The organism is Chryseomicrobium sp. FSL W7-1435 (assembly GCF_038595005.1).
In the GTDB taxonomy this organism is placed as follows: Bacteria; Bacillota; Bacilli; order Bacillales_A; family Planococcaceae; genus Chryseomicrobium.
The window spans coordinates 2,184,278-2,210,308 of sequence record NZ_CP151997.1; the positions used below are offsets into that span (position 1 = coordinate 2,184,278).

Below are 26,031 nucleotides of genomic sequence, written 5' to 3' on the forward strand. Positions count from 1 at the left end.
GAATCTTCAGGAGGCGTTTGAAATGATTACGAGAAGTACTAGAAAGAAATCAAAAAAGAAAACTATTTTATACTCTTTGCTCATTCTTGCAGGTGCCTTTGCTATATTATCAGCCAGTTATGGTGTTTATCTGACCAAGCGTGCAGAAGTTGCAGCAGATCGCAGCTATCAAGCACTTGAAAACAGGAAAAACGGTTCACAGCTACGCGATGAAGATGTTGAACCTCTTACGGATAACGTATCTATCTTATTTGTGGGAATTGACGACAGTGAACAACGTGGATTCGGTGACGAGTCAAGCCGATCCGATGCGCTAATGGTTGCCACTTTAAATAATGAATCAAAAACAATCAAATTAGTGAGCATTCCACGAGATTCTAAAGTCTACATCCCAGAAGTCGGTTACGACGACAAAATTACACATGCGCATGCTTATGGTGGGACTGCTGTTGCGATTGAAACAGTTGAAGAGTTATTCGATATCCCGATTGATTATTATGTAAAAATGAATTTCAATGCTTTCATCGATACAGTCGATGCTCTTGGCGGCGTTACTGTTGATGTACCTTATGATCATCTTGAACTGGACGAAAATGATCAGTTTACGGTTGAGTTAAAAGAAGGTCGTCAACTTCTAGATGGTCGTGAAACATTGGCATTAGCAAGAACTCGAAAATTAGACAATGATATCGAGCGCGGAAAACGCCAACAAATGATTTTAGAAGCAATTATCCAAAAAGCAGCCTCTGCCTCTTCCTTCACAAAGTATGGCGATGTGATTGATGCAGTCGGAAACAACATGAAGACAGATTTAACCTTTGATGAGATGAAGTCATTTTTTGACTATTTGTCTAAAGGAAAACCGCAAGTGGAAACATTAACGTTAGCCGGTTTAGATGATATGTCAACAGGTACCTACTATTGGCAGCTTGATGAACAAGCGCTTGAAGAGACCAAAAATACGTTGCAACGACATTTAGATCTTAAGCCAGGTTCTTCAGAGTATGCAGCAGATTCTTCTGCTGAATAAATACTTATTAGTGGTTGGAACAAACATAAATCAGCAAATTCTTTGGATTGTATTCTAAAGAATTTGCTGATTTTAATTTACGATGAGTTCCTGGTTAATAGAGTTACATAAAAAGGTTTGTTCTAGCCTCTTTTACTATGAAGTGACAGTCAATTTTGAAAGTGGTACGCTAAAGTTGGAGGGGATGAAATGGATACATTATTGTTTGAACAAAAAGACCACGTGGCGGTTGTAACATTAAATCGACCTGATGCGATGAACGCATTTAATTATGATTTGCTAGCTGAATTAGGACAAGTTGTTGATGCTTTACGCATTAATCCTGATGTTCGCCTGGTTATTTTTAGAGGAGCTGGAGGCAAAGCTTTTAGCGTTGGTGCAGACTTAAAAGAGCGCAAAACTCTAACAACCGAACAAGTAAAAAGAAATCTATTTAAAATTGGAGAAGTCTTTTCAACAATTGAAAACTTGCCACAACCGACGATTGCTATGATGGATGGTTTTGCATTTGGAGGGGGCATGGAGTTAGCACTGGCTTGTGACTTCAGAATCGCTTCTGAAAAAAGTATTATGGGATTAACGGAAACCAGTTTAGCTATCATTCCTGGAGCTGGGGGCACACAACGTCTCCCTCGCTTGATCGGTGAATCAAAAGCTTTAGAGTTAATCTTAACCGCACGAAAGATAACTGCAGCTGAGGCTTACCATTATGGGTTACTGACTCAGGTTGCACCTGATGATTCGTTAGTTGAACAAACAGAGGCTTTTTCGTTAGCAATCTTAGCGAATGGGCCGATTGCTTTGCAACAAGCGAAGTTTGCCGTAAAAAATGGTATGAATGCCGATTTACAAACTGGCTTACAAATCGAGCGAAAAGCATATGAGATTACCCTCCCAACTGAGGACCGTATCGAAGCTTTGCTCGCATTTGGAGAGAAGCGTAAACCGGTCTTTAAAGGAAAATAACCGCTAACCGCTTACTTTCTACGAATTTTGGTTAAATTTGTTCTAACAAAATTATAGCTGGAACAAAATATAGTAATAGAACTCAACACAAAAAAATCAGCAAATTCTCTGGAATTTACCCTAGAGAACTCGCTGATTTTATTTTTGTTCCAATCTCTTTGCTGCAATCCTATAAGTGCTTTTTAAACCAACCCGTGATTTGCTCGAGTCGTGCGATTCGCAGATTCGGCAAGCCCGTGCGCGAAAGGTTATGATCTGCTTGTGGGAAGCGGACTAACTCTGTTTCCTTCCCCATTCGCTTAAGTGTAATATAGAGCTGTTGCGCTTGCTCGATCGGGCAACGTAAGTCATCTTCTCCGTGTAAAATCAATAAAGGCGTATTGACGTTAGCTGCGTATTTTAAAGGTGAATGATTCCACAATTTGTCAATGTCATTCATATCGCTTTGAATTTGCCATTCAGTAAAGTAATACCCAATGTCAGATACCCCATAAAAACTAATCCAATTCGAGATAGAACGCTGAGTAACAGCTGCTTTAAAGCGGTCTGTATGTCCAACAATCCAGTTGGTCATAAATCCACCGTATGAGCCGCCAGTAACCCCTAGGCGCTCTTGATCAATCCACTCATAACTACTTAACACATAATCAACAGCTGCCATGATATCCAGGTAGTCATTTCCACCATAATCTCCACGTACCGCATCTACAAACTCTTGACTGTAGCTATGGCTACCTCTTGGATTGATGTAGAGAACCCCGTACCCTTGAGAAGCTAGTACCTGCATTTCATGGATAAATGAATTGGCATAAAACGCATGAGGTCCACCGTGAATATTTGTAACGAGAGGTACTTTGCCGTTTTTAGCGGCTTCCGGCTTGATCAGCCAACCGTGTACTTGCCATCCTTGTGGTCCTTCAAAAACGATTGGCTCAGGTGTAAGGAGCAGTGTTTGTTCGACATATTCATTGTTATGGTCAGATTTCTGCTCACGCTCACCAGTTGTTACTTGCTGAACAAATAGTTCACCCGGTAACGTCGGATTGCTGACTGTCAGAGCTAAAGAAGTTCCCTGCTGATTTACATCGTAGCCGTATACGTGCTCTCCTTCTTGAGTGACGGGATAAAGCTCTCCTTCTAAAGAAGCAAAGTAAATTCGTACATCTCCGTAAGTAGAGACTTGGAAATACAAATGATTATCCGCTGACCAGACAACTGCTGGTGCTGATACTCCTTGTTGGACATCTGCTACCACGTAATCACCAACAGGAGCATCTAATCCCTCAGTTAGCGACTGTGAACTTTGAGTTTCTGTATCATAAACATAAACTTGAGCATGTGTAGCGTTCTCAAATGTACGTGTAGCGCCTACATAGGCAACATAGCGACCATCAAACGAGTAAGCGGCCCCACCGAAATGCCCCGCTTCTTTAGTAAGTGCCTTCGCTGATTTTGTTTCAATGTTGACCTCTACTAAATTCGTTTCAAACAGATAATCATCTTGAAGGTCTGCAGTTGAAATGACAACAGACTTCCCATCAGGTGAAAGCGCATGGACCGACTCATTACGCTGTTCTGTCGACCATCGTTCAATCGAGTTATCTGCAAGATCGATTACTCCGATTTGTGACATCTGATGATGCTTAACCAGCCCATTACCGTCCTGAATATATTTCATTTTTTCAGCCGTATAGGGTTGAGGGAAGGCGTCTTTTTTCTCTTCTTCTTTTTCCCAACCTAATTTTTTATCGTAACGCGCAGAAACCCAAATCTTTTCTTCATCCGGCTGCCACACGTAATTGGAAACACCATATGGCAAAGTCGTTAGTTGTTGTGCTTCCCCTCCCGATGCAGAGAGGATGTACAGTTGATTTCCTTCTTCACGGTTAGAAAGAAATGAAATATAGGTTCCTTTTGGAGACCATTTGATTGCAGAAATTCTCTCTTTGCGATGAGTCCATTGGACAGGACCAGCTTTTTCATCTGCCAAAAAAATGCTACTCGTATATGTATTTTTATCCTTATCGATGGATGTTTTACTGTAAGCAATTTGATTGGTTACTGGATTCCAGACCGGTGAAGTGACGGAATGGATTCCACAGATCTCTTCGATTGATACGTTTTGTTTTTGCAAAGCAAGCCCTCCCATTTATTTCGTTTATCAAAATACCTCTTCAGTATACTGCACTTTGTGCCAATAGCCAAACTATTCATACAAACAAAAAACTCAGCACCTTTTTAATAAAAAGTGCTAAGTCTTTTAAGTAATTATGAATTGGTTACTTGATCCTTCAACGTTCGACGCAAAATCTTCCCGGTTGTGTTTTTAGGTAACTCATCTAACAGTTCGATGCGTGTCGGTACTTTATATTTTGCTAGCTTTTCTCGACAAAATGCTTGAATGTCTTCTGTTACTAGAGTCGTATCTTTCAGAACAACGAAAGCTAAGACCTGCTCTCCGAAATTCGGGTCAGGAACACCTACCACTGCCGCTTCAAGAATTCCAGGATGTGCAAATAATACTTCTTCCACTTCTCGAGGGTACACATTATAGCCACCCACAATAATCATATCTTTCTTGCGATCAACGATATAGAAATAGCCTTCTTCATCTTTTTTTGCAAGGTCGCCAGTATATAACCAACCATCTCGGATGGCGTTAGCTGACTCCTCTGGCATGTTGTAATACCCCTTCATAACGTTAGGGCCCCTCACAATTAATTCTCCTACTTCACCAACAGGTAATTCCTCTCCCAGCTCATTCACTATCTTATTTTCCACGTTGATAATAGATGTGCCAATAGAACCTGCTTTTCTTTCACGGTCTAACGGGTTGAAACACGTAACTGGTGAAGCTTCTGACAATCCGTATCCTTCTGAAATACGAACATTGAACTTGTCTTCAAAGTTATGCAATAACGCAACAGGTAAGGACGCTCCTCCTGAAATAGCTAAGCGCACAGTTGAAAAGTCCTCAGGATTAGCATCAGGTGATTGGTAAAGGAAATTATACATGGTTGGTACTCCTGCAAATACTGTAGCCTGTTGTTCACGGGCTACCTGGAATACCTCAGCAGGCGAGAATTTAGGTACTAATAAAATTGTAGCTCCCGTTACTAACGGCGCATTGACAACAACTGTCAAAGCAAATACATGGAAGACCGGCAACGTTGCTAGTACACGATCATCTGCTGAGAAATGTAAGTACTCAGCTACATCACGAGCATTCGAGAAAATATTTTCGAATGTTAACATAGCTCCCTTTGGTTGCCCTGTAGTTCCTGAAGTATACAAAATTACAGCTGTGTCATCTTTATCTACTTCTACTGGTGAAATTGCTTCCCCAGATTGCACCAACTGTGTAAACGGTTTCACTTTAGTTTGCAAAGATGCTGGTAGAGCGCGTATCTTATCTCCTGCTTCTGGAGATGTCTCACAAATAACATACGCGGTTACTTTTGGAAATGTTGCTGAAGCTTGTTCCACAAGTGGTAATAGAAGATCTAAAGCAATGACCACCTTAGCGTCACTATTTTTAACGATATACGAGATTTCATCTGGAGTGTAGATTGGATTGATAGGAACCGCTGTTGCACCAATACGCATTGTGGCATAAAGCGACAGTAAAAAGTGCGGCGTGTTTCCTAAAAGAAATGCTACATTATCCCCTTTTGAAACGCCAAGTGCCTGTAATGCACCTGCAAATTTTGCGACAGTTCCTTCAAATTCTGCGTAACTCGTTTCTTTACCCATGAAACTATAAGCAGCTTTTGTCGGATTTTGTGCGGCTTGTTGTTGTACTTTAAGAACTAAACTCATAGGATACCCCTTTCAAATTGAATGAATAGTCATTCATTTCATAGTTTTCATTTTACTAAAAATTCTGTTGAATAGCAATGCCTGGAACAACAAAAGCTCCCCCTAAGGAGAGCTGGCTAAGATAATAATTGTAAGTGAGCAAGGTAGCGCCACCGGATCAATAAATAGTAAACCGCTTGAATGCCTGTAAAAGCACCTAGCACTAGTAACATTTCCATTGCTATGGACATAGCAGCAATGTCTACCCACACAGCCTGTAAAAATAGGAACGAAAAGGTGGCATGCAACATGGCAAGACCCCAAGGTAAAAAGAATTGTGGATACAGTTGTCGATTGGCGATGACTCGTAATTCTTGATTGGTCAATCCCATGTGTCGAAGCACCTCGAACTGCCTGCGATCTTTTTCTAAATTCGTATAAAATTTAAAGTAAATAAAACTTCCAGCAGCTAAAATCAGCACGGCTGCCACTAAAAGACCTGTCACCAATAATAAAGAAAATGTAGAACTGATGTAAGAGTAATTTAAACCTGGATTGTCAAAGTAATAAGGCAATTGTTGATCGCTCTCATAAGAGGCAATCATCTCACGATCTAAATCCAAGCCAATAGCATCTGTGCGCAACCAATCTGGAACATGAAAGGCAAAAACAGTCGTCCTACTCTCATCCCATGTCCCAAACAAATAAGGATTGGCTAGGCGAGAGTAATCTTCATCAGACAGGATGTAAGCCGGCCCCTGAAAGGCAGCGTCTGGTAATGGAAAGTGCATATAACCTTCTGCCACATGGAAATAAATCGTATTTTCTCTCAGGTGAATCAGCTGTTGGTTTGAATTCGTCACATTTTCTCCAAAGCGCATACCTTCCCCAGGACTTAAATCAATCAAAGGTTCTTTTAAAACAGCAGCTATCGTGTTGATATCTGTTTCACTAATCAATTGAACCGGGCTATTGGTAGCTGCAGACGTTTGCTTTGTCACAGTTGCGGTAAGTAATGTATAGGTCAAGTTTTGACTGAAGAAATCATTAGTCAACTGGGCTATGTGTTGTTGTTCAAATGGATTTTGTGAATCACTCACATACAGGACACTTATTGGATTGCTTTCTCGGTATTGATTTGCAAAACTAGTCAATGAGGCCACTACTCCCACTGAAATTATAGCCAGTGTAGAGACCATCGTAACGATAAAATACATGCGAGAATTCTCTTTCATTTTATCGATAGCGTCTGAAAAAGTGACTATGCGTGTCGCCTTCCAATACACTTTTTTATAGCCACGCAATGTGTAAATCAAATAGAGCATCCCATCTTTGAAAAAATAGTAGCTCCCCCAAATGGCACATAAAATGATAACTGGCGACCACCAGACATTCATTCTATAAAGTGAATAAATCACTAAACTGTAAGCTATTGCGAGGAAAACAAAGGACACCCATGCCCCGACAATCGAATAATTTGCCGTCTCATTTCGATTGGGTCCACCAATCAAAAGTTGGACAATGTTACTTTGACGAATGAACATCGTACCTGCAAATGAAATCACTATAAAAAGAGTGGTAAAGACAACAGCAGTTAATAAAAATGGCTCGAAATTAAAGTAAAGTGGCAACGTTTCAAGTTCTAACATGGCACGAATGACCATGAAAAAGAATTTCGTGAAAATATAGCCGAAAAAGATTCCTGTAATCAGTGCCACAACGCCAAGAATCATCGTCTCAACAAAGACAAGACGCTGTAGCTGGCCTCTATCCATTCCAAGCTGTTGTAAAATACCAAACTCTTTTGACCTAGCCTGTAAAAAGGCATTCAAAGAATACAGCAGAAAGAATAACGTGAAGATAACCAATACAACGTCTGCAACTGCCATTCCTAAAAAGGCGATGTCCCGTATAAATTGATTCTCGATAGATGGATGAAACAATAACATGGAGTAAATAAAAAATACCATAACAGAAAAACTGCTAGCCATGAAATACGCAGCATAGACCCGACGATTTCTTAAGACATTACGATAAGCGAACTGTAGAAAGGTCATTAACGTTCCCTCCGAGCAAGGACAACAAATTTAAAATTCGCTGGAAGAATGTCTGGCGTAAGTCTTCCTTATAAATCTCGTTGAAATACTCTCCATCTTTAATAAATAAGACGCGGTCGCAATAGCTCGCAGCTATCGGATCATGCGTGACCATAATAATCGTGGTATTTCGTTGTTGATTGACTTTAGTTAATAATTCTAGAACATCTTTAGAAGCTTTAGAATCTAAATTTCCTGTGGGCTCATCTGCCAGTAATAATGTCGGTTGATGGATCAATGCCCGAGCAATGGCTGTACGCTGTGCTTGTCCTCCAGATAACTCATTCGGAAAATGAGTATGGACATTCTCAAGATGCAAATCTTTTAAAAGGACATTTAGGCGTTTTTCCATTTCGCTAAGTGGTTGATTAGCCAATGTCAGTGGCAGCACGATATTCTCTTCCACCGTTAAAGCCGGTAATAAATTAAAATCTTGGAACACAAAACCTAATCTCTCCCTGCGAAACAAAGCAGCTTGTTTTGCAGTTAACTCTTGAGGATCTTGTCCATCAATAACAAGTGCTCCTGAAGTCGGTTGATCAATAGTGGATAAGATATTGAGCAATGTTGTCTTTCCTGAGCCCGAAGGCCCCATGATGGCCAAGAACTCCCCTTGTTCAACCTCAAAAGAAAGTTGGTTGATAGCAGAATGTGCCACTTTTCCATCATATATTTTTGTTAAATGATTTGCTGTCACAACTGCCACGTTATTCCCCTACTTTCTCATATTCGATAAACGACAACGTAACAGTCGTCCCCTTGTCAACCTCTGATTCGATGAGCAATTCGTGACCCAGTTTTTGACTGACTTCATTTGCGATATAGAGACCCATTCCAGTGGACTCTCCAGTTTTGCGACCATTTTCTCCCGTGAAGAATGCCCGAGTTACTCTCTTTAAATCACTACGCGGTATCCCAATTCCCTCATCGCGAACACTGACACTGCAGCGCTTTTTTTCACAAGAGCTCTCAACCCAAAGTTTCGATTGTGGGGTAAAGGAATATTTGACTGCATTCGTCACAAATTGCGAGAGGATAAAATGAGCCCACTTTCGGTCTGTAGAGACTACTAAACCTGCATCAACATTTACAATAGGAAATACTTGTTTTTTAATAAAAAGTCGTTTGTTCTCATTAATAATTTGGCTCGCAAGTTCATGCAAGTTTACTTTCTCTATGCGCAAATCTTCTTCAAACGTGTCGAGACGTGCATTCATTAACACTGCATCTAAAGCTCTTTTAATTCTTTCTGTCTCTTCACTGACAGATTCACTTTCCAATTTATCGTCTTGTTGAGCCATCATTTCAATGACGGCTATTGGCGTCTTCATTTGATGCACCCATCCATTCATGAATTCTAAATGGCGTTTTTGGGCAGAGTAGAGACGCTGAACTTCTTGCTGATAAAGTTTATAAAGTTGTTGCATATAGAGCTGCTCTTGCTGTTGTTCTGGTGATGGATACAACTTCTCTAATAAATCCTCCATTGCACTCGGAGGTGTCAGCAGTCGTTTGTAGTATTTATACTTGCGTAGATACAAATAAAAATGTACAACCAACGTCAAAATGACCGTTAGTACAAGTACGTAAATCATCGTATTGTTAGAGCGATACCCGTCCAAACTGTAAAGTAATACTCCCATCAATGAAATGAGCAGTGGGAAGAGCAACGTGATAACATGTTCTCGGATAAATAACCGGATCAATTAGGCTTCCTCCGGGTGCAATATAAAACGATAACCAGCACCACGAACTGTCTCTATTGATGATTGCACCCCGTAATCTTGCAGCTTTTTACGAACACGGGTCATATTGACATTCAATGTATTTTCGTCCACAAAGGATTGGTCATCCCATAATTCTTCTAATAAACGCTCTCTTGAAACAACTTTAGGATAGTGATCAAATAGAAGCTCAAGTATCACACATTCTTTCTTTTGTAATGGAATGGTGGACGCCTTGCACTGAAGCTCTAATCGTTCCATAAACAAAGTCATGTTGCCTAGCTTTACAGTTCGTTCTTCTTGCTTGGAAGCATATTCCCCGAAATTTCTTCGAAGATGGCTCTTTATTTTAGCTAAGACGATTTCATAGTGAAATGGTTTCGTAATATAATCGTCTCCTCCATTTTCAATGGCAAATACTTGATCCATCTCAGAAGTTCGAGCCGATACAAAAATTATTGGGCAGGTCGTGACTTGACGGAGTTCACGACACCAAAAATAGCCATCGTAAGTAGGTAAATTAATATCTAACAAAATCAAGTGAGGATTCCACGCGGCTGCTTCTTGTGCAATCGCATCAAAATCTTCAACAATCTTTGTCTCATATTGATACTTCGCCAGCATACCTGCTAACATTTCTGCAATTTTTTTATCATCTTCCACTATATAAATTCGATGTTTTTCCATTGATCTTCAAATCCTCCTTATAAAAAAACTGCTCCCCCAGAGAATGAGGGAGCATGTTTAATTACTATGCATATTAATAGATAAGAGATAAAAATTCATCTCTCGTTATTCCACCAAAGTAAGTAGGGATATCAATGGTTGCAAGCGCCTCATCTATAGCTTTTCGCGAATACTCCACACCGACTAATCGCTTCTCAACATCCGCCATATCACCAACTCCGAAAAAGTCACCGAATATAGCGGCTTCTTCAATTTTCCCTTTTGTCACTTGGAGCTTTAAATCGATTGAACCTGGTGCAAAGCGCTGGGTATGGTCCAAGTTAAATTTTGGCGACTTGCCAAAATTCCATTCCCAAGTCTGATACCGTTTTTCTGACAGCTTGTGGATATTAAGCCAGTCTTGTTCAGTCAGCTCTTGGTACTCAATAGCTTCTTGTCCTTGGAATATCGAAACTAAGAGACGTTGTCTAAATTCTTCAATCGTCATCGGTTGCTCTAAAAACTCAGAAATATTAGCAACTCGGCTACGAATCGACTTAATACCCTTTGATTCAATTTTATCCTTACGAACTTTCAGCGCTGAGACGACAGCATCCATCTCTGAGTCAAAAAGCAACGTTCCATGGCTGAACATACGGCCTTTTGTAGTGAATTGCGCATTTCCAGAAATTTTACGACCTTCAGCTAGGATGTCATTTCGTCCACTAAGTTCCGCTTCGATACCCAGTTCTTTTAAAGCATCCACAATAGGTTGTGTGAACTTTTTGAAATTGCGGAAGCTATCGCCATCATCTTTGGTAATGAAACTAAAATTTAAATTCCCCAAATCATGATACACCGCTCCTCCACCTGAAAGTCGGCGGACCGGGATGATCCCCTCTGCTTCTACATACTCTGTATTTATTTCTTCAATTGTATTTTGATTTCGCCCAATAATAATAGACGGTTGATTGATATAGAACAGAAAGAAAGAGTCTTTCTCAACATCCATCGTTGTTAACGCATATTCTTCAATTGCTAGATTGATTCGTGGATCCGTAATTCCTTTGTTATCAATAAAAAGCATGCTCAAAACTCCCTTCTCTATCATTTTACATGATAATGAAAGTTTTGGGTTGACAAAGTTATCTGTGTTATATTACACTTCAAATAAGAAAAACAGTTATATAACAGATGGAGGTGTTAGCCATGATTGAAAATGTAGTAGATTTTTTCAGAAACCTACCTGCTAAGCAATGTTCAACTTGCGGAGATAAAATCGAAGAGATGCATGAGTGTTACCAAACACAATGCGAAAAATGTAGCTCACTAGCTTAAAGGAGTTTATAAAGTAATGAAAAGCAAAAAATAACCGGGCCCCTACTTCAAACTTTTGTAGGTGACCCGGTTTTGTTATTAATGATCATTATGATTCATTTTATCGGAAGAATTATCTTCGAGCACTTTGGACATGTCAGGAGTGCCAACAATGATTTCGGTCTTTGGCATGACGTGCATGCCACGTGCCGTCGTATGTGCAAACATGTAATAAACACCTTCGTTAGCAAATTCGTACTCAGCCTCGTAAACCCCATCCTCCGTCAGTTCACCCTCAAGCATGGTCCCTTCTTCTCGCAAACCAGATTCCCAGACTTCGAACTTAACTTCTTCAGCATCGTTAACGGCTTCTTCCTCTTGTGTGACTCGTGCTGAGAGCATAACGGTCTCACCTGGCTCTAATTCTTTTGCCGTCAACACTTCCACCTCCACCACTTCAAGTGATGGATCATTATGATTCATGCCCTCATGATCTTCATTCGTATTCGATGTGCAGCCAGCTAACAAAAGTACAGCTGTTGCAGCAACTATCCATTGTTTCATTTATTCCGCTTCCTTCCATAAGGGTAATGTAAAGGCAACACTTGTACCAACGGTAAGTTCACTGGTAATGTGCAGAGTGCCACCAGATGCTTCTATCAATTGCTTCACAATAGTCAAGCCAAGGCCAGAGCCCCCATCACTACTTGAACGTGCTGCATTGACACGGTAGAATCTGTTAGTTATATAGGGAAGGTGATGAGCTGCAATCCCTATTCCTGTATCTATGATTTCAAAAAGAGCTGATTCTTCAAGTTTACTAACCCGAATAGTTAGGGTTGAATTTTGTTCACTGTAATTCAGCGCATTTTCCATACTATTCAATAAAATCTGTAACGAAGCTTGTTCATCTGACCAAATAATTAAACTATCATCGGCTTGAATTACAAATTTGATAGCTTTCAGATGTGCTTTCTGATCGAGTATACGTGCAGCTCGATCCACTAAATCGGCTGCAACTAACGGTTGTGGAACAAGTTCCATATTTTCATTTCGTGCCACAACAAGTAAATTTTCTGTAAGTTTTTTCATTCGCTGTGACTCCGTAGCAAGAAGCTGAAACACTTCCTCATGATGCTTTTGGTCAAGTGATCCATCCACTAACGACTGGCTGTACCCAACAAGCGAACTGAGTGGCGTTCTTAATTCATGTGAAACAATTGCTAAAAACTCTTTCTTTCTTGCATCTTCTGTCTCTACAGCTTGTGCCATTTCATTAAATGCCTGACTTAATTGTCCAATTTCATCCGCTTGTTTTGGTTCCACTCGAGCCGAATAGTCGCCTTTGGCAAATTGTTCGGTAGCTCTCTGTAAAAGATGCAATGGCTTTAACACGGTTTGCAACAGTAGCCGACTGATCAAAGCAAACAATAAGAAGACAGCTGCTCCACCTCCTGCAACCAGTACTATATGATTTTGCAGAAAAGCTTGGATGGGCGATAAAGGGACGTAACTATACAAAATACCCGTTAGCCGCTCTTGCTGCACTATGGGATAAATCACGCTCAAAATTTCACTGTCAAAGCGTGTTTGGTAGCCACGTTTGATAACAATTTCTCCATTTACCAACTGCTGCCGGTCTTCTCCAGAGATTAAAGCATCATAATTGATTTCAAATGGTAGACAAGCGCTTAATTCTCTTGGATTGCGAACTGCAAATATTTCACTTGTAGAGTAGACATTGTAGTCATCTACTTTTTCAATCAATTCATCAGACAGGCTACCTTCTGCCTCAAGGGCAAAATTGGCTGCCTCTTTTTCGAGAGTCGCTTGTACTTCAGACACATAAATTGATTCATAAAAGTAATAAGACAATAAAATAATAATACTGATACTAACAGCTGTTGCACTTAAAAAGACAAGCCAGACTTTAGTGGTCAACCGGTTCATTGGGGTACCTCAAATTTATAACCAATGCCCCAAACCGTTTGCACATACTGATCAACAGGGGGACCTAATTTGATTCGAAGCGTCTTGATATGCGTATCTACTGTTCGGGTAGTCCCTTCGTATTGTTGCCTCCAAATATGAGCTAATAATTCTTCTCTACTAAAGGCTCTACCCTCACTGCGCATTAGTAACACGAGCAACTCTAATTCCTTGAGAGTTACCGTCACTTTCCGGTTGCCGCTCATAACCGAACGTGCATCCATATTCACAAGAAGCTCTCCCCGTACCAGTTCTCTAAAAGCTGTTGTTGCGTGTCTGCTGCGCTTTAGTATGGCTTGAATGCGCACGTGAAGTTCTTCACTGTCGAATGGTTTTGTAACGTAGTCATCTACTCCTGAGTGAAAACCTTTCAATACCGATTGTCGATCATCTAATGCTGTCAATAACAATATGGGAACTTCAGAAGATTGTCGAATCGTTTCGCTTAGTGTAAAGCCGTCCATTTCCGGCATCATACCATCGATTATTAGAAGGTCTACCAGTACAGCTTTCAAGGTGTGCAATGCTTCTTCTCCAGAGACTGCTGTTACGACATGATAGCCTTTTTGAGTCAACTGAATATCAAGAAGTCTGCGCATTGAACTTTCATCATCCACTATTAGTAATGTAGTCACGAACTTCCCTCCCGAATCACGACTTGAAGAGGCCCATCGCCCGTGTCGATGCTATCCACTATCTTCATATCTTTAATTTTATACAGTGTATCATCATCATATCCCGCCACATATAAAAATTCCGAAGAAGCAGCCAGTGCAAAAGGATTTGATCCTACTGTTAGTTGATCGACAATCTTTTGGTCTTGTACTTGATACAATATATTCGATCCATGACTTAATGTATAAATAAAGTCATCACTTTCTGCAAATGTAATGGGCATGATCGGCATTGCAATTTCTTTTTCTAAAATACCTTCAGTTTTGTTTAAAATTTGAATGGAGGTATTTACTGTCGCTCCGCTACCGTGACCACCGACGAATAGTTGCTGATCACTTATCATAATTCCTTGCGAAGCTCTTGGAATGGGATATTCATCTACAACTTCCCACTCATTTTGATCGATGACCGAAATATGTTCACCTTGGTAGTTGATAACGTAAAGCTTCCCTTCATCTGAAGTCATGGACATCGGATAAGAACCGGTTGCAAGAGTTTCTTCAAGCTCAAAGTCGTGTGTATAGTAGGAAACTTCATTTATTTTGCTGTTGGATAGGTAAAACCCAGAATCATCCGTATAGGCTCCTACAGTCCCTTCTGGTGTTTCAACCTCCGTCACCTGTTTGCCAGTAAGGAGATTATAGATACCGAATCGGTCCATTCCGTACCCATAAAATAATATATGATCATCTGGTAGTAACACCATTCCTGTATAGGGCTTCTCTAAATCCCATTTACCGAGTAACTCCATTTGTTCTGTATAAGTGGAGAGAGACCTATCCAGCTGGCTATACACTAATAAAGTCGTTTGGCTGGATGCAGGAATACCCGGATAAGCTGGTGAACAGCCTACTAGTAGTGTTGTAAGAAGTAGGAGTGCCAAGTTCCGCATAGGATCACCTCTTGTTTCAGTCTACTTATCAGTTGTGAAAAATGTTTGAACTTCTATTGAACATTTTGCTACGAAAGAAAAACCACATCCTAAGAAAGATGTGGCTTTAAGTACTGGATAACTTTATCTTGTGCTCGAATAGCTTGGTCAATACAATCCGGTAATCCTGACCCTTCGAAAGAAGCCCCTGCTAATTGAATCATCGGGAAATGTTCAGCTAGCTCTGAAGTCGCTTTTTTCACGCGGTCTTTATGACCAACCAAGTATTGCGGCATTGCTTTTTGATAGCGTGTAACAACCGTAAACTCAGGTTCACCGGTTATCGCAATCACTTTTCGCAGATCTTGAAGAACAATTTGTTCTATCTCATGATCAGGCAATTCAACAATCGATTCATCTCCAGATTTCCCAACAAAGCTGCGTAAGAGTACTTTATCATCCGGTGAAGTAGAAGGCCATTTTTTGTTCACCCACGTACAAGCCGAGATAGCATAGTCACTTTTTCGGGATACCAAAAATCCTGTCCCCTCTTTTTCTTGAACAACTTGTGATTTTGAGAATGCCATAGCAACAGTTGCCACTGAAGATAATGGAACTTCTTCAAAATAGCTAAGGAGGCCATGCACTTCAAATAATTCAGCCATTTGATGATGCAGTAACGTAAAGATGGCACTATCTACGTCCAACGCTTGTCCGGTAGTAAAAGAAAGACGTAAACGGTTTTCTGGCAGTTTAGCAATACTTTGTACTTTTGTCCCTTTGATAATCGTGACATCTGTCAAAGAAGCTTCTAATGCCTCGACAATTGTCTGAAGCCCACCTTTAAGTGTTTGGAAAATCCCCTGTGGCTTGCGATTTGCGGCTTGTGGTGTAGAATTTGCCGGTCGCGCTTTTTTCATCCCTAACATTAAGCTACGATGCTTCTTCTCAACTTCATAAAATTGAGGAAAAGTTGCATGAAGACTTAATTTGTCGATGTCGCCCGAGTAAATTCCTGCTAATAAAGGTTCTACAAGATTTTCAACTACTTCTGCACCAAATCGACGTCTGAAAAATGTTCCTAACGGTTGATCTTCTTCAATACCGGATCGTGAAAGCACTAAATCTCCGGCAGCCCGGAGCTTTCCGCTCCAAGAAAATAAGCCTGTCGTTACAAACGGCTTCCACTCTGTTGGTATTCCCATAATAGAGCCACCTGGAATTGCGTGAAGCTGATCATTCACTAAGACAAAGGATTGCCCCGTTGCATTATGAACCAACTCGTCCGCAATACCAAGCTCTGTGGCTAGAATTCCCATGCTTTTTTTGCGTTCAAGAAATGAATCCGGTCCTCGCTCGATGATAAACCCGTCTTTACGCATGGTTTGAATCTTGCCGCCCAACCGTGAACTGGCTTCAATCAGGTAAATGTCGATTGGTAGGTTGTTTTCACGGCACTGTTTTTGCAGGTAATATGCTGCTGAAAGACCCGTAATCCCTCCACCAATAATTGCCACTTTTTTTCTGTTTTCAGCCATTTGATTCATCTCTTCCTATTTCAGTTTACTTTACTAGTACTTTATTTATTGCGTCCACTGCTGCTTCTATGAATAATGGATGCGTATTAGGCATTTCCGGACGGTAATAATTGGCGCCTAGTCGGTCACATACGATTTTACATTCATAGTCATTATCATAAAGAACCTCTAGATGATCTGCCACAAATCCAACTGGTGTGTAGACAAAGATACGATAGCCCTTTTCTTCAAATAATTCTTCCGTTAAATCTTGTACATCTGGACCAATCCAAGGCTCTGGTGTTTGTCCAGCACTCTGCCAGCCAACTTCTACATTTTCAACACCTGTTACTTGTTGAATCAAACGAGCTGTCTCCTGCAACTGTTGTGCATACGGATCGCCATTTGCCAGAATTTTTTCTGGTAATGAGTGAGCAGAAACGACAAGAACTGCTTTTTCTCGCTCTTCATCTGACATAGAATTGAAGGTTGTAGAAATTTTTTGATTCCAGTATTCAATGAACTTTGGCTCATCATACCAGCTCTCCACCGATGTAATAGAGATTCCAAACTTGTCAGCCTCTTCTTTTGCGCGTCCATTGTAAGACTTTATAGAAAACGTTGAGAAATGTGGTGCAAGTACAAGCGATACAGCTTCTTTAATACCGTCTTTAGCCATTGCTTCTATAGCATCTTCTACGAAAGGTTCGATATGCTTTAAGCCAATGTATAAAACATACTCTACTTCATCTTGAGACGCGTTCATTTTCTCGTGGATTGCTTTTGCTTGATCTTCAGTAATTTTGGCAAGTGGAGAAATTCCCCCTATTGCACGGTAACGATCTGTTAAATCTTGCAAAGCCTCTGGGCTTGGTTGACGCCCGTGACGAATATGTGTGTAATACCGTTCAATATCTGCTTCTGAATAAGGCGTTCCATACGCCATAACTAGTAATCCAACTTGCTTTTTCATTTCAAGACACCTCAATTCGATTTTTGGGAAATCAGTTCACGACTATATGAGTGTACAAGGTCCGTTAAACGTTTTAATACATCTGGATCTACTTCTGGGAATACGCCATGACCCAAGTTGAAAATATGGCCAGGATGAGCAACCCCTTGCTCAACGATTTGTTTTGCTCGTTTTTCGATTTCTTCCCAAGAGCCGAGTAAATAAGAAGGATCTAAATTACCTTGCACAGTTTTGTGAATTCCACGCTGACGCGCTTCTTCTATAGATAATCTCCAGTCGAGCCCTACAACATCCACCGGAAGGTCATGCCATTCGTTTGCTAAGTGACTTGCACCCACCCCAAATGTAATGAGGGGTACACCTGTTTCACGTAGTTCAGTGAAGATACGTGTCATAACAGGCTTAATATATAAACGGTAATCGGCTACATTTAATGCACCCACCCATGAATCAAAAATTTGAATAGCACTTGCACCCGCTTGTACTTGTGCTTTGATATCAATAATGATCATGTCAGCGAGCTTTTCCATAAGTGCGTACCATGCTTGTGGTTCACTCACCATGAATGCTTTTGTTTTGTTGTAACTTTTAGAAGGTCCCCCTTCGATCATATAACTTGCTAATGTAAAAGGAGCTCCTGCGAACCCAATCAATGGAACAGTTAACTGCTGCTGCGTTAAAATTTTAATCGTTTCTAACACAAATGGCACATGTTCTTCAGGATTGAATTGTTGAAGTTTTTCTACATCTGCTACTGAGCGAATCGGGTTTGAAATAACCGGACCAATGCCTGCTTTAATCTCAACATCTACACCCATTCCTGGCAATGGCGTCACGATATCTTTATAGAGGATCGCTGCATCTACATTGTAGTTGTCTACAGGCAGTTTCGTTACATACGCACACAGTTCTGGTTGTTGTGTGATTTGTTCTAATGAATACTTTTTCTTAATTTCACGGTATTCAGGTTGTGAACGGCCCGCCTGACGCATAAACCATACTGGTGTATGTTCAACTTGTTGCCCTCTTGCTGCACGCAAAAGCGAATCATTTGTAATTTTCATGGTAGTCTACCCTTCCCTACACAATTAGTCTATCTATTACTTTAGAACTTCTCTCATCTATTGTATAGATTTCAAACCAAAATGTCATAGAATTGCCTTTCTATTGCTAGTAAAGTGTTTTCAATTTGTGAACAATGGGAAATACTATACATAATTAGATAAATAGGAGGCTCATTCATGACATATTTCTATACTACTTCCGGAACACCCGAATTTATGAAACAACTGCAAGGTAAATACAGTGCAGAACCTATGCATCTTCTTTACGGTGCATCGAGAACTCTTCTTGTACATGAAACAACTGGTAAAACTAAGTTTCAAACGCCTAGATCTTATGAAGTACTTGAAACATTTGGGGAGTTTCAACAACAGGGACACTTTTACTTTTATCATATCCCTGTAACAGACGAAGGACGCCCTGTATTCGAGCATGCGACTCAACAAATCATCCAAGCTGTTTCAAACGAACCTGGATTATTTGCACTTCGCGTGCTACGACCAGTTAAAGCGGATACTTATCTGATTGTCTCCCAGTGGTCTGGACCTTCGAGTTATAAACAATGGGCAGATCGCCATCTGACACCACTTGATACACTTGCATCTAAACAAAATCTATTTACTAGCGCTCCGTATACAGAAGTGTACCGAACAAAAAGCGAAGAAGCAGCGGATTAATCCGACTGCTTCTTTTTTCTTAAGAAATACCATTCTATTGAAATTACAGCAAATAGGACTCCTGCTAAAGTAAATAAAGGACTGTGCTGAAGTAGCATGATTACTGCACTAATTACTAGTGGTAAATAGCTAACTTTTCGAGCTAACTTAATGACCGCTTGTTCTTTTGAATGGACCGGTTGTGGATAAAGCATATCCATTCGGAACAATTGATTAAATAAAAGCCCTTGATAAGTTTGAATAGCAATTGCGAAAGCAAAAATAACAACTAATCCCACGACGACATAAGAGAACGAAAGAAATGGCACAACAATCAGCAGTAGAGCTAGTCGCACCCACATATAGAACAGTTCATCTTTACGCACAAAACTGCGTGTTATCAAGAAACTATGAATGTCTGTGCCCTTAATTAACTTATCAGCCCAACTTCTGCGCGAAACACGACTACGTACATGCGGTACCTCGGTAAAATAATTGGCAAACTGATAAAATCGCTGCATCCTTTGTTGCTCACTATCTATCATGCGATCGAAAGGAAATGGATTAGTAGCTTTTCGTTGAAGACTCTTTAAATAGATGAAAGCTATTACTGACAGGACGCCAAAAAATAGCCAGTTACTCGTCAAGTACATATAAAGTAACCCAAAAATCACAATTAAACGTATGGCATAATCCAACCACTTCGTCTGTTCACTATACCAAAATGAGGCGAATTTTGTATGCACATTCCAAATGGCCAGAGCAACAACTCCTAGAGCCAAACCTAGTAATTGATTTCGTGAAACTTCACCTATAGAAGATAACAAGGGTAGCAGAATCACTAGTACAACAAGAGACCGTACAATAACTACGCTGACCGACCAGCGTAAGGCAGGTTTCAAATAGGATTTCATCTGGGATTCCATTGCTAAAAAGAAATACTGATCCGCTTGTTTCAATAAGAGTGCAGGTCGATTTGGCAATAAAACTACCGTCAATACAACCGCTGAAACTGCAAAAACCGGAAAATCATTTGGTGGTGCTTTTAACCACTCACTATACGAATACCCTGCTGCGCCGATTACAAATAACAAGACCACCGCAATATGACCTGAGATGATAAATTGCATATATTTTTGTACTTCTAAAAAATAACTTTGAAATCTTTGACCATAAATAGATGCTAAGTTACGCATGGTCAATCTCCTCTGTCATAGCAATGTACAAATCATCTAACGTGGCCCCTGGCATGTTAAGAGCCAGTCGCAAATCATTCATCGTCCCTGCTGCTCGAATCTTGCCATTATGCAGTAGAATCAATTTATCACAATGCTTTTCAGCTGTAGTTAGTACATGAGTCGTCATCAAAATGCCTGCTCCATTTTTCTTCCGTACCTCTAATTGATTTAATAGTGCACGAATGGCTAATGGATCTAACCCGACGAATGGTTCATCAATCACATAGAGTGGTGGATTGGCCATAAACGCAGCCATGATCATCACTTTTTGCTTCATACCTTTAGAAAAATGTGTCGGAAACCACTTTAAGCGCTTCTCCATTCTAAACTCTTCTAATAAGTTGGCAATGCGTCCTTGCGCTACACTTTCCTCAATTTCATATGCTAAAGAAACCAATTCTAAATGTTCTTGAAGCATCAACTCATCATAGAGGATAGGCGTTTCAGGTATATAAGTGAAAGACTTTCGGTAACGATCTGATTCATCCGTAATTTGCTGTCCATTTATAGTAATTTCACCAGAGTGTGCTTGAAGGAGCCCAATAATATGTTTAATCGTTGTACTTTTACCGGCTCCATTTAAACCGATTAAACCAACAATCTCTCCTTTTTCAACTGTAAACGATAGATTGTGGATAACTGCTTTTTTTGTATAGCCACCTGTTACATTTTCAAGTTTTAATAATGACATCTGTCTAGCCCCTCTCCTCCCTTAGTTTAGCACCTTCACTCAAAAAAATCTCTCTCAGCTATAGCGTATGATAAACTACTGATAGTAATACGAAAAGGAGTGTTGGAAGATGACAAATTGTCTATTTTGCAAACTGATTTCAGGAGAAATTCCTAGTACAAAAATCTATGAAGATCAAGATGTATTTGTATTCATGGATATTATGCCCCTCACGAAAGGACATATTCTTGTTATTCCTAAAGAACACAAAGAATCCGTCTATGATCTTTCTGAAGAGCAAGCAGCAAATTTATTCCGAGTCGTCCCAAAACTAGCGAATGCTTTGAAAGAAACATTTCATCCAGCTGGCATGAATCTTCTTAACAATAATGGAGCACCTGCTGGCCAAAGCGTCTTCCATTTCCATTTACATTTGATACCTCGATACGATGAAACAGATGGTTTCAAGGCAACATGGCGAACAAAAGAAAAGGAATTTACTCTCGATAAAATCCAACAATTAGCGACTGAATTATCAGAAAAAATATAAGCCGCATCTATTGCACTATTTTAGAGATACGGTATACTAAAATCTAAGCTTTCGCTTGTAGCATATAGCGCATACAGGGAGAGCAGTAGACTAGAATGAGCAGAGGAGAGAAAAGTAAATGAATACAAAAAATTTAGTAGTTTCCTCAATGTTATTAGGTGTAGGGACCGTGTTATATCTCGTTATACCAGGAATCAATGGTGGAATGAAGCCCGATTTCTTACTAACGATGATGTTTATTACCATCTTGCTAACACCTACTGTTAAACACACAGTCGTGGTTGGTTTAGCCACAGGTTTATTATCAGGACTTTTCACAACATTCCCTGGCGGCTTTTTACCGAATGTAATTGATAAATTCATTACAGCTCTTGCATTTTTTGCGTTAGTTGTGATTTTGAAAACAGTAGCTACTAAACTAGTAACACAAGCTGTACTGACTGCTGCAGGTACTGCACTCTCAGGAGCTATTTTCTTAGCCAGTGCTATTTTCATCATGGGAGCAGAAGTTCCATTTACAGTGCTATACTTAGGTGTTGTATTACCTGCAATTGCATTAAACACAATAGCGTTTGTCATTATTTACCCAATTGTACAGCAGACTTTAAAACGGTCTAGCTTGCGTACTTCAGTTGCAAACTAAATCATTCAACCCTTTCGCAAACAAGCGAAAGGGTTTTTCTATCTAGACGTACTAGCTGAATCATGTTTAAATAAATACGCATGTTGGTATACTGAAAGAAATACATAGTTCCGAAAGTGGGGAATCAAAATGGACAAAAGCCGTTTTGTATGGGGCTTATTGACAGGTGCAACGACTGCTGCTGCTGCAATCCTGTTAACTGCTCCGAAAAGTGGTCCGGAAGTTCGCTCTCAATTACGCGCAACTTCGACAACAGTAAAATTTGAAATGAGTGATTTAAAAACTCAATTTCAAGAAGTGAAAAACTCTATACAACATTTAATCACTACCGCTAAAGAAGTCACACCAGAAGCCATGCAGGGCATGAAAGAAAGTGTCGATACGTGGCAACGTGAAACAGCGCCTATTCAAGCTAAAATCAAACAAGATCTTGAAGCCATCCAGAAATCTATGGATGAAATTCAACAGGCCTTACCTAAAAAAACTGACAGTCAAGCTGGCTAAATCTTGAAACTAAGATTAAAACCAGTAATTGAACTCGTATAGCTTGGAACATAAGTGGAGTGGAGGGGCTGACTCCAGTGGGATCAAAAGTCGAAACGTGAGACCCCGCAGGAGCTTGCGACGAGGAGGCTCACGGCGCGCCCACGGAACGCAGCCCCGGAATGGAACTCAGCGTTAACTAAATCAGTAGATTCTCTAATCCAACTTAGAGAACCTACTGTTTTTTTGTTCAACCTCTTTTGTCTTACGATTTCTTTACTCATAGATTACCTCTAATATTTTTTATTGAATAGTATTGTACACACATTTCCGTTTCTGCTCTTCCCTTGTTATACTACTAAGTAGAAGAAGTTCGTGCTTGTACTACAGCCTGTTTGAATCATCTCCAGGTATAAAAATTTCTCAAAGAAGGTGGCGAACCCTATGTCAGAAAATTATTCTCTAAAAGAAGCAATGATTTTTAGTCAACGACTCGGCCAATTATCTAAAGCGCTCTGGAAAGCTGTTGAAAAAGATTGGCAGACCTGGATCAAGCCGTATGATTTAAATATCAATGAACACCATATCCTTTGGATTGCTTACCATTTAAAAGGCGCCACCATTTCTGACATTGCCAAATTTGGTGTCATGCATGTTTCTACAGCATTTAATTTCTCTAAAAAGCTGGAGCAACGTGAATTATTAGCCTTTTCTAAGAGAGAAGACGATAAACGGAATACCTATGTAACAGTGACGGAAAAAGGCGCAAATTTATTAGAAGAAATGTATGAGAACTATCACAACACATCACATTCAGTTATTGAAGGATCCCTTCCTATTAAACAGTTATACGGACGCTTTCCTGAGTTCATGGATATGATGGCTGTTATCCGTAATATTTATGGAGACGATTTTATGGATATATTCGAGCGTTCTCTAGCAAATATCGAAAAAGAATTTGAGTTTGATGACAAGGACGCAAGCGCAAACAAATAATTTACAAATAAAAGCTTGATATTCGTCTCGATACATCGTATTGTATACTCTTGAACTATCAACTTTAGGAGTGTTATACATGCAATGCTGGAAAAACATTAATATAAAAAGACAATACGGCTATGATCGCCTGTTTTTAATTTCTTCATTTATTGTCTTTATCGTCTTTTCATTTACGTATATTGGAATGTCGTTTTTCGTTGAAAGTAATCGATCTAGTGACTATTTCATTGTATTTCTTATCTCATTTTTAGCTGTTTATCCTACTCATAAAATTTTGCACTACCTGCCACTCTCTCGATTACAAGGAAGTGTCAAACTGAAGCGCTATATGCATTTTCATATTGTTCCTATGTTTATGATTCGAATTTGTGAACCTATTGCGAAAGGGAGATTTATTTTCGCTCTATTGTTGCCATTTCTTGTCTTATCAACAGTCTTCTTAGCAGGAATGTATATCTTCCCAGTGTTTGCTCATTACTTTATCATACTGTTCGCTTACCATTGTGGTATGTGTGTAATAGACCTGATTTATGTAAAAGAGCTCCTTCATTCGCCTAAAAAAGCTTGGATTGAAGAAATTGAGGATGGGTATGAGATTCTAGTAACTCCTCGTGCGTAACTATTGCTAGCACATCATTGTTTTGCTATGATGAAAGAGTTCACGAAGGGAGTTACAGTATGATTATTTTGGCACTACTTGGATTTGCCGCCTTCTATTTCTTTCAAATAAATCGAATGGCTAATGCATTTGTCACGTCTCGCGAACTATCAGAAGAGAAGCAGACAAAAGTATTCCGAATGGTAAATATTTGTATTACTCTATTATTTGTCTCACTTTATGTAAAAATAACATATGCAGTATAGATTGAACGGACGCCAAATGGCATCCGTTCTTTTTGTTAGCTAAAGAATATTGCGCCGACAATGATAAGAAGAATGAATAAAACGACAACCAGGGCAAACCCTGAGCCGCCTGAATAGCTATTATGACCCATTACAATCACCTCCTTGTCCTCTACAGTATGCGGGTGTCATTATGACTGCTTAGGCAGATATGGAACTATTTTGTTTTTAATTCGTTTATGTTATAGTAAGCATTGTCTGATAATTAGTTAGGAGAGATACTACAATGAAAAAAACATTATTAACAACAGCTCTAGCAGCGTCTATTTTCACGTTAGGTGCATGCTCGGACGAAGAGGCTTCATCACCAGTAGTTGTTAGCTCTGAATATGGCGATATCACAGAAAATGACCTGTATAACGAAATGAAAGCATCTATTGGAGATCAAGCTTTGCAATTACTAATGATTGAAAAAACATTAGACGCAGAATATGATGTGACGGATGAGCAAGTAGAAGCTGCACTTGCTGCTGATAAAGAAGAGCAAGGTGAAAACTTTGAAGCGTTCATCGCACAGCAAGGTTATAACGAAGAATCTTATAAGAAGTTCTTAAAACTTAACCTTCTTCAAGAAGAAGCATTAATTGAAGGTGTAGAAGCTACTGATGAAGAAATTCAAGCTAAATATGATGCGATGAAGACAGAAGTAAATGCTCGTCACATCTTAGTTGAAGATGAAGCTACTGCTAATGAAGTAAAACAAAAATTAGATGAAGGTGGAGACTTTGCAGCACTAGCTGCCGAATACTCTACTGAACCACAAGCGCAAACTTCTGGTGGCGACCTTGGTTGGTTTGGCCGCGGAGCGATGGTTCCTGAATTTGAAGAAGCAGCATTCTCTTTAGAACCAGGTGTAATCAGCGATCCTGTACAATCTGATTTTGGATTCCACATCATTGAAGTTATTGAAAAGCGTGAGATGGAAGAAACATTAGAAGACAAGAAAGATGAGTTAGCTCGTGAAGTGAAGCTTGAAAAAGCGGACACGTCTGCATTATTTGCGACAGTTTCACAGTTAATGAAAGATGCAAATGTTGAAATTCAAGATGAAGAACTTGAAGGCGCATTAGCTAACTTCTTAGATTATGAAGAGCCAGCTGCTGAAGAAACAGAAGAATCAAGCGAGTAATTTATAATAAGCGGCTTAAACAAACTAAAACAGTAGGTCCACTAGATTGAACTAGTGGACCTACTGTTTTTCATTT

At 39.9% G+C, this 26,031-nt stretch carries 28 protein-coding genes; 11 read left to right on the forward strand and 17 right to left on the reverse strand.

Features of this window, described 5'->3' with window-relative positions; all coding sequences use genetic code 11:
• The first annotated feature begins 22 nt into the window (after window positions 1-22).
• A complete protein-coding gene (locus MKY84_RS11035; RefSeq protein WP_342526053.1) occupies window positions 23-1,030 on the forward strand; it encodes an LCP family protein in 1,008 nt (335 codons plus the stop codon).
• Window positions 1,031-1,219: 189 nt separating this feature from the next.
• Complete coding sequence (locus MKY84_RS11040) at window positions 1,220-1,996, forward strand: enoyl-CoA hydratase-related protein (RefSeq protein ID WP_342526054.1); 777 nt, start codon at window positions 1,220-1,222, stop codon at window positions 1,994-1,996.
• Between the two features lie 169 nt (window positions 1,997-2,165).
• Here MKY84_RS11040 and MKY84_RS11045 read toward each other — a convergent pair whose 3' ends face one another.
• From MKY84_RS11045 to MKY84_RS11075, 7 genes are all read right to left on the reverse strand, one after another.
• The gene (locus tag MKY84_RS11045; protein ID WP_342526055.1) at window positions 2,166-4,130 is read right to left on the reverse strand and encodes a S9 family peptidase; all 1,965 of its coding nucleotides are present in this window, start codon (window positions 4,128-4,130) and stop codon (window positions 2,166-2,168) included.
• A 134-nt stretch (window positions 4,131-4,264) separates the two neighbouring features.
• Window positions 4,265-5,815 (reverse strand): fatty acid--CoA ligase family protein, encoded by a 1,551-nt coding sequence (locus tag MKY84_RS11050; protein WP_342526056.1) that lies wholly within the window; start codon window positions 5,813-5,815, stop codon window positions 4,265-4,267.
• 116 nt (window positions 5,816-5,931) lie between these two features.
• Window positions 5,932-7,851, reverse strand: coding sequence for an ABC transporter permease (locus MKY84_RS11055; RefSeq protein WP_342526057.1), 1,920 nt, complete (start codon window positions 7,849-7,851; stop codon window positions 5,932-5,934).
• On the reverse strand, window positions 7,823-8,596 hold the full coding sequence (locus MKY84_RS11060; RefSeq protein WP_342526058.1) for an ABC transporter ATP-binding protein: 774 nt from the start codon (window positions 8,594-8,596) through the stop codon (window positions 7,823-7,825). The genes MKY84_RS11055 and MKY84_RS11060 overlap by 29 nt, the downstream gene beginning before the upstream one ends.
• Before the next feature lies 1 nt (window position 8,597).
• A complete protein-coding gene (locus MKY84_RS11065; RefSeq protein ID WP_342526059.1) occupies window positions 8,598-9,596 on the reverse strand; it encodes a sensor histidine kinase in 999 nt (332 codons plus the stop codon).
• Window positions 9,597-10,301, reverse strand: coding sequence for a response regulator transcription factor (locus MKY84_RS11070; RefSeq protein ID WP_342526060.1), 705 nt, complete (start codon window positions 10,299-10,301; stop codon window positions 9,597-9,599).
• A gap of 73 nt (window positions 10,302-10,374) precedes the next feature.
• Window positions 10,375-11,367, reverse strand: a complete 993-nt coding sequence (locus tag MKY84_RS11075) for a lipoate--protein ligase (RefSeq protein ID WP_342526061.1) — start codon at window positions 11,365-11,367, stop codon at window positions 10,375-10,377.
• A gap of 122 nt (window positions 11,368-11,489) precedes the next feature.
• Here MKY84_RS11075 and yhfH point away from each other — a divergent pair, with 122 nt between their 5' ends.
• Entirely contained in the window at window positions 11,490-11,618 is a 129-nt protein-coding gene (gene yhfH / locus MKY84_RS11080; RefSeq protein ID WP_342526062.1) for a protein YhfH, read from the forward strand.
• 78 nt (window positions 11,619-11,696) lie between these two features.
• On the opposite strand, the gene MKY84_RS11085 is transcribed toward yhfH, so the two are convergent.
• The 7 genes from MKY84_RS11085 to hemE all read right to left on the reverse strand — a co-directional run bounded on the left by MKY84_RS11085 (window position 11,697) and on the right by hemE (window position 18,686).
• Window positions 11,697-12,161, reverse strand: a complete 465-nt coding sequence (locus tag MKY84_RS11085; RefSeq protein ID WP_342526063.1) for a FixH family protein — start codon at window positions 12,159-12,161, stop codon at window positions 11,697-11,699.
• Window positions 12,162-13,547, reverse strand: a complete 1,386-nt coding sequence (locus MKY84_RS11090) for a HAMP domain-containing sensor histidine kinase (protein WP_342526064.1) — start codon at window positions 13,545-13,547, stop codon at window positions 12,162-12,164.
• Window positions 13,544-14,221, reverse strand: a complete 678-nt coding sequence (locus MKY84_RS11095; RefSeq protein ID WP_342526065.1) for a response regulator transcription factor — start codon at window positions 14,219-14,221, stop codon at window positions 13,544-13,546. The genes MKY84_RS11090 and MKY84_RS11095 overlap by 4 nt, the downstream gene beginning before the upstream one ends.
• A complete protein-coding gene (locus tag MKY84_RS11100) occupies window positions 14,218-15,153 on the reverse strand; it encodes a hypothetical protein (RefSeq protein WP_342526066.1) in 936 nt (311 codons plus the stop codon). The genes MKY84_RS11095 and MKY84_RS11100 overlap by 4 nt, the downstream gene beginning before the upstream one ends.
• 89 nt (window positions 15,154-15,242) lie before the next feature.
• Window positions 15,243-16,670 (reverse strand): protoporphyrinogen oxidase, encoded by a 1,428-nt coding sequence (gene hemY, locus MKY84_RS11105; protein ID WP_342526067.1) that lies wholly within the window; start codon window positions 16,668-16,670, stop codon window positions 15,243-15,245.
• A gap of 25 nt (window positions 16,671-16,695) precedes the next feature.
• Window positions 16,696-17,622, reverse strand: coding sequence for a ferrochelatase (gene hemH, locus MKY84_RS11110; protein ID WP_342526068.1), 927 nt, complete (start codon window positions 17,620-17,622; stop codon window positions 16,696-16,698).
• Between the two features lie 11 nt (window positions 17,623-17,633).
• Window positions 17,634-18,686 carry a uroporphyrinogen decarboxylase gene (gene hemE / locus MKY84_RS11115; RefSeq protein WP_342526069.1) on the reverse strand — a complete coding sequence of 351 codons (1,053 nt, stop codon included), beginning with the start codon at window positions 18,684-18,686 and terminating at the stop codon, window positions 17,634-17,636.
• A gap of 177 nt (window positions 18,687-18,863) precedes the next feature.
• On the opposite strand from hemE, the gene MKY84_RS11120 reads away from it, so the two are divergent.
• Window positions 18,864-19,361 (forward strand): antibiotic biosynthesis monooxygenase, encoded by a 498-nt coding sequence (locus MKY84_RS11120; RefSeq protein ID WP_342526070.1) that lies wholly within the window; start codon window positions 18,864-18,866, stop codon window positions 19,359-19,361.
• On the opposite strand, the gene MKY84_RS11125 is transcribed toward MKY84_RS11120, so the two are convergent.
• Entirely contained in the window at window positions 19,358-20,536 is a 1,179-nt protein-coding gene (locus MKY84_RS11125; protein WP_342526071.1) for an ABC transporter permease, read from the reverse strand. The genes MKY84_RS11120 and MKY84_RS11125 overlap by 4 nt on opposite strands.
• On the reverse strand, window positions 20,529-21,269 hold the full coding sequence (locus tag MKY84_RS11130; RefSeq protein ID WP_342526072.1) for an ABC transporter ATP-binding protein: 741 nt from the start codon (window positions 21,267-21,269) through the stop codon (window positions 20,529-20,531). The genes MKY84_RS11125 and MKY84_RS11130 overlap by 8 nt, the downstream gene beginning before the upstream one ends.
• Window positions 21,270-21,378: 109 nt before the next feature.
• Here MKY84_RS11130 and MKY84_RS11135 point away from each other — a divergent pair, with 109 nt between their 5' ends.
• The 6 genes from MKY84_RS11135 (at window position 21,379) to MKY84_RS11160 (ending at window position 24,787) form a co-directional block, all read left to right on the forward strand.
• A complete protein-coding gene (locus MKY84_RS11135; protein ID WP_342526073.1) occupies window positions 21,379-21,798 on the forward strand; it encodes an HIT family protein in 420 nt (139 codons plus the stop codon).
• A 118-nt stretch (window positions 21,799-21,916) separates the two neighbouring features.
• Window positions 21,917-22,441, forward strand: coding sequence for a tryptophan transporter (locus tag MKY84_RS11140; RefSeq protein WP_342526074.1), 525 nt, complete (start codon window positions 21,917-21,919; stop codon window positions 22,439-22,441).
• Window positions 22,442-22,570: 129 nt separating this feature from the next.
• Window positions 22,571-22,945: a YtxH domain-containing protein gene (locus MKY84_RS11145; RefSeq protein WP_342526075.1), complete on the forward strand. Its 375-nt coding sequence runs from the start codon at window positions 22,571-22,573 to the stop codon at window positions 22,943-22,945.
• 423 nt (window positions 22,946-23,368) lie between these two features.
• Window positions 23,369-23,920: an HTH-type transcriptional regulator Hpr gene (locus MKY84_RS11150; protein ID WP_342526076.1), complete on the forward strand. Its 552-nt coding sequence runs from the start codon at window positions 23,369-23,371 to the stop codon at window positions 23,918-23,920.
• A 79-nt stretch (window positions 23,921-23,999) separates the two neighbouring features.
• Complete coding sequence (locus MKY84_RS11155; RefSeq protein ID WP_342526077.1) at window positions 24,000-24,542, forward strand: DUF3267 domain-containing protein; 543 nt, start codon at window positions 24,000-24,002, stop codon at window positions 24,540-24,542.
• A gap of 59 nt (window positions 24,543-24,601) precedes the next feature.
• Window positions 24,602-24,787 (forward strand): hypothetical protein, encoded by a 186-nt coding sequence (locus MKY84_RS11160; protein ID WP_342526078.1) that lies wholly within the window; start codon window positions 24,602-24,604, stop codon window positions 24,785-24,787.
• A 35-nt stretch (window positions 24,788-24,822) separates the two neighbouring features.
• Here MKY84_RS11160 and MKY84_RS11165 read toward each other — a convergent pair whose 3' ends face one another.
• Entirely contained in the window at window positions 24,823-24,918 is a 96-nt protein-coding gene (locus tag MKY84_RS11165) for a YjcZ family sporulation protein (protein ID WP_342526079.1), read from the reverse strand.
• A gap of 134 nt (window positions 24,919-25,052) precedes the next feature.
• On the opposite strand from MKY84_RS11165, the gene MKY84_RS11170 reads away from it, so the two are divergent.
• The gene (locus tag MKY84_RS11170; protein ID WP_342526080.1) at window positions 25,053-25,955 is read left to right on the forward strand and encodes a peptidylprolyl isomerase; all 903 of its coding nucleotides are present in this window, start codon (window positions 25,053-25,055) and stop codon (window positions 25,953-25,955) included.
• The last annotated feature ends 76 nt before the right edge of the window (window positions 25,956-26,031 follow it).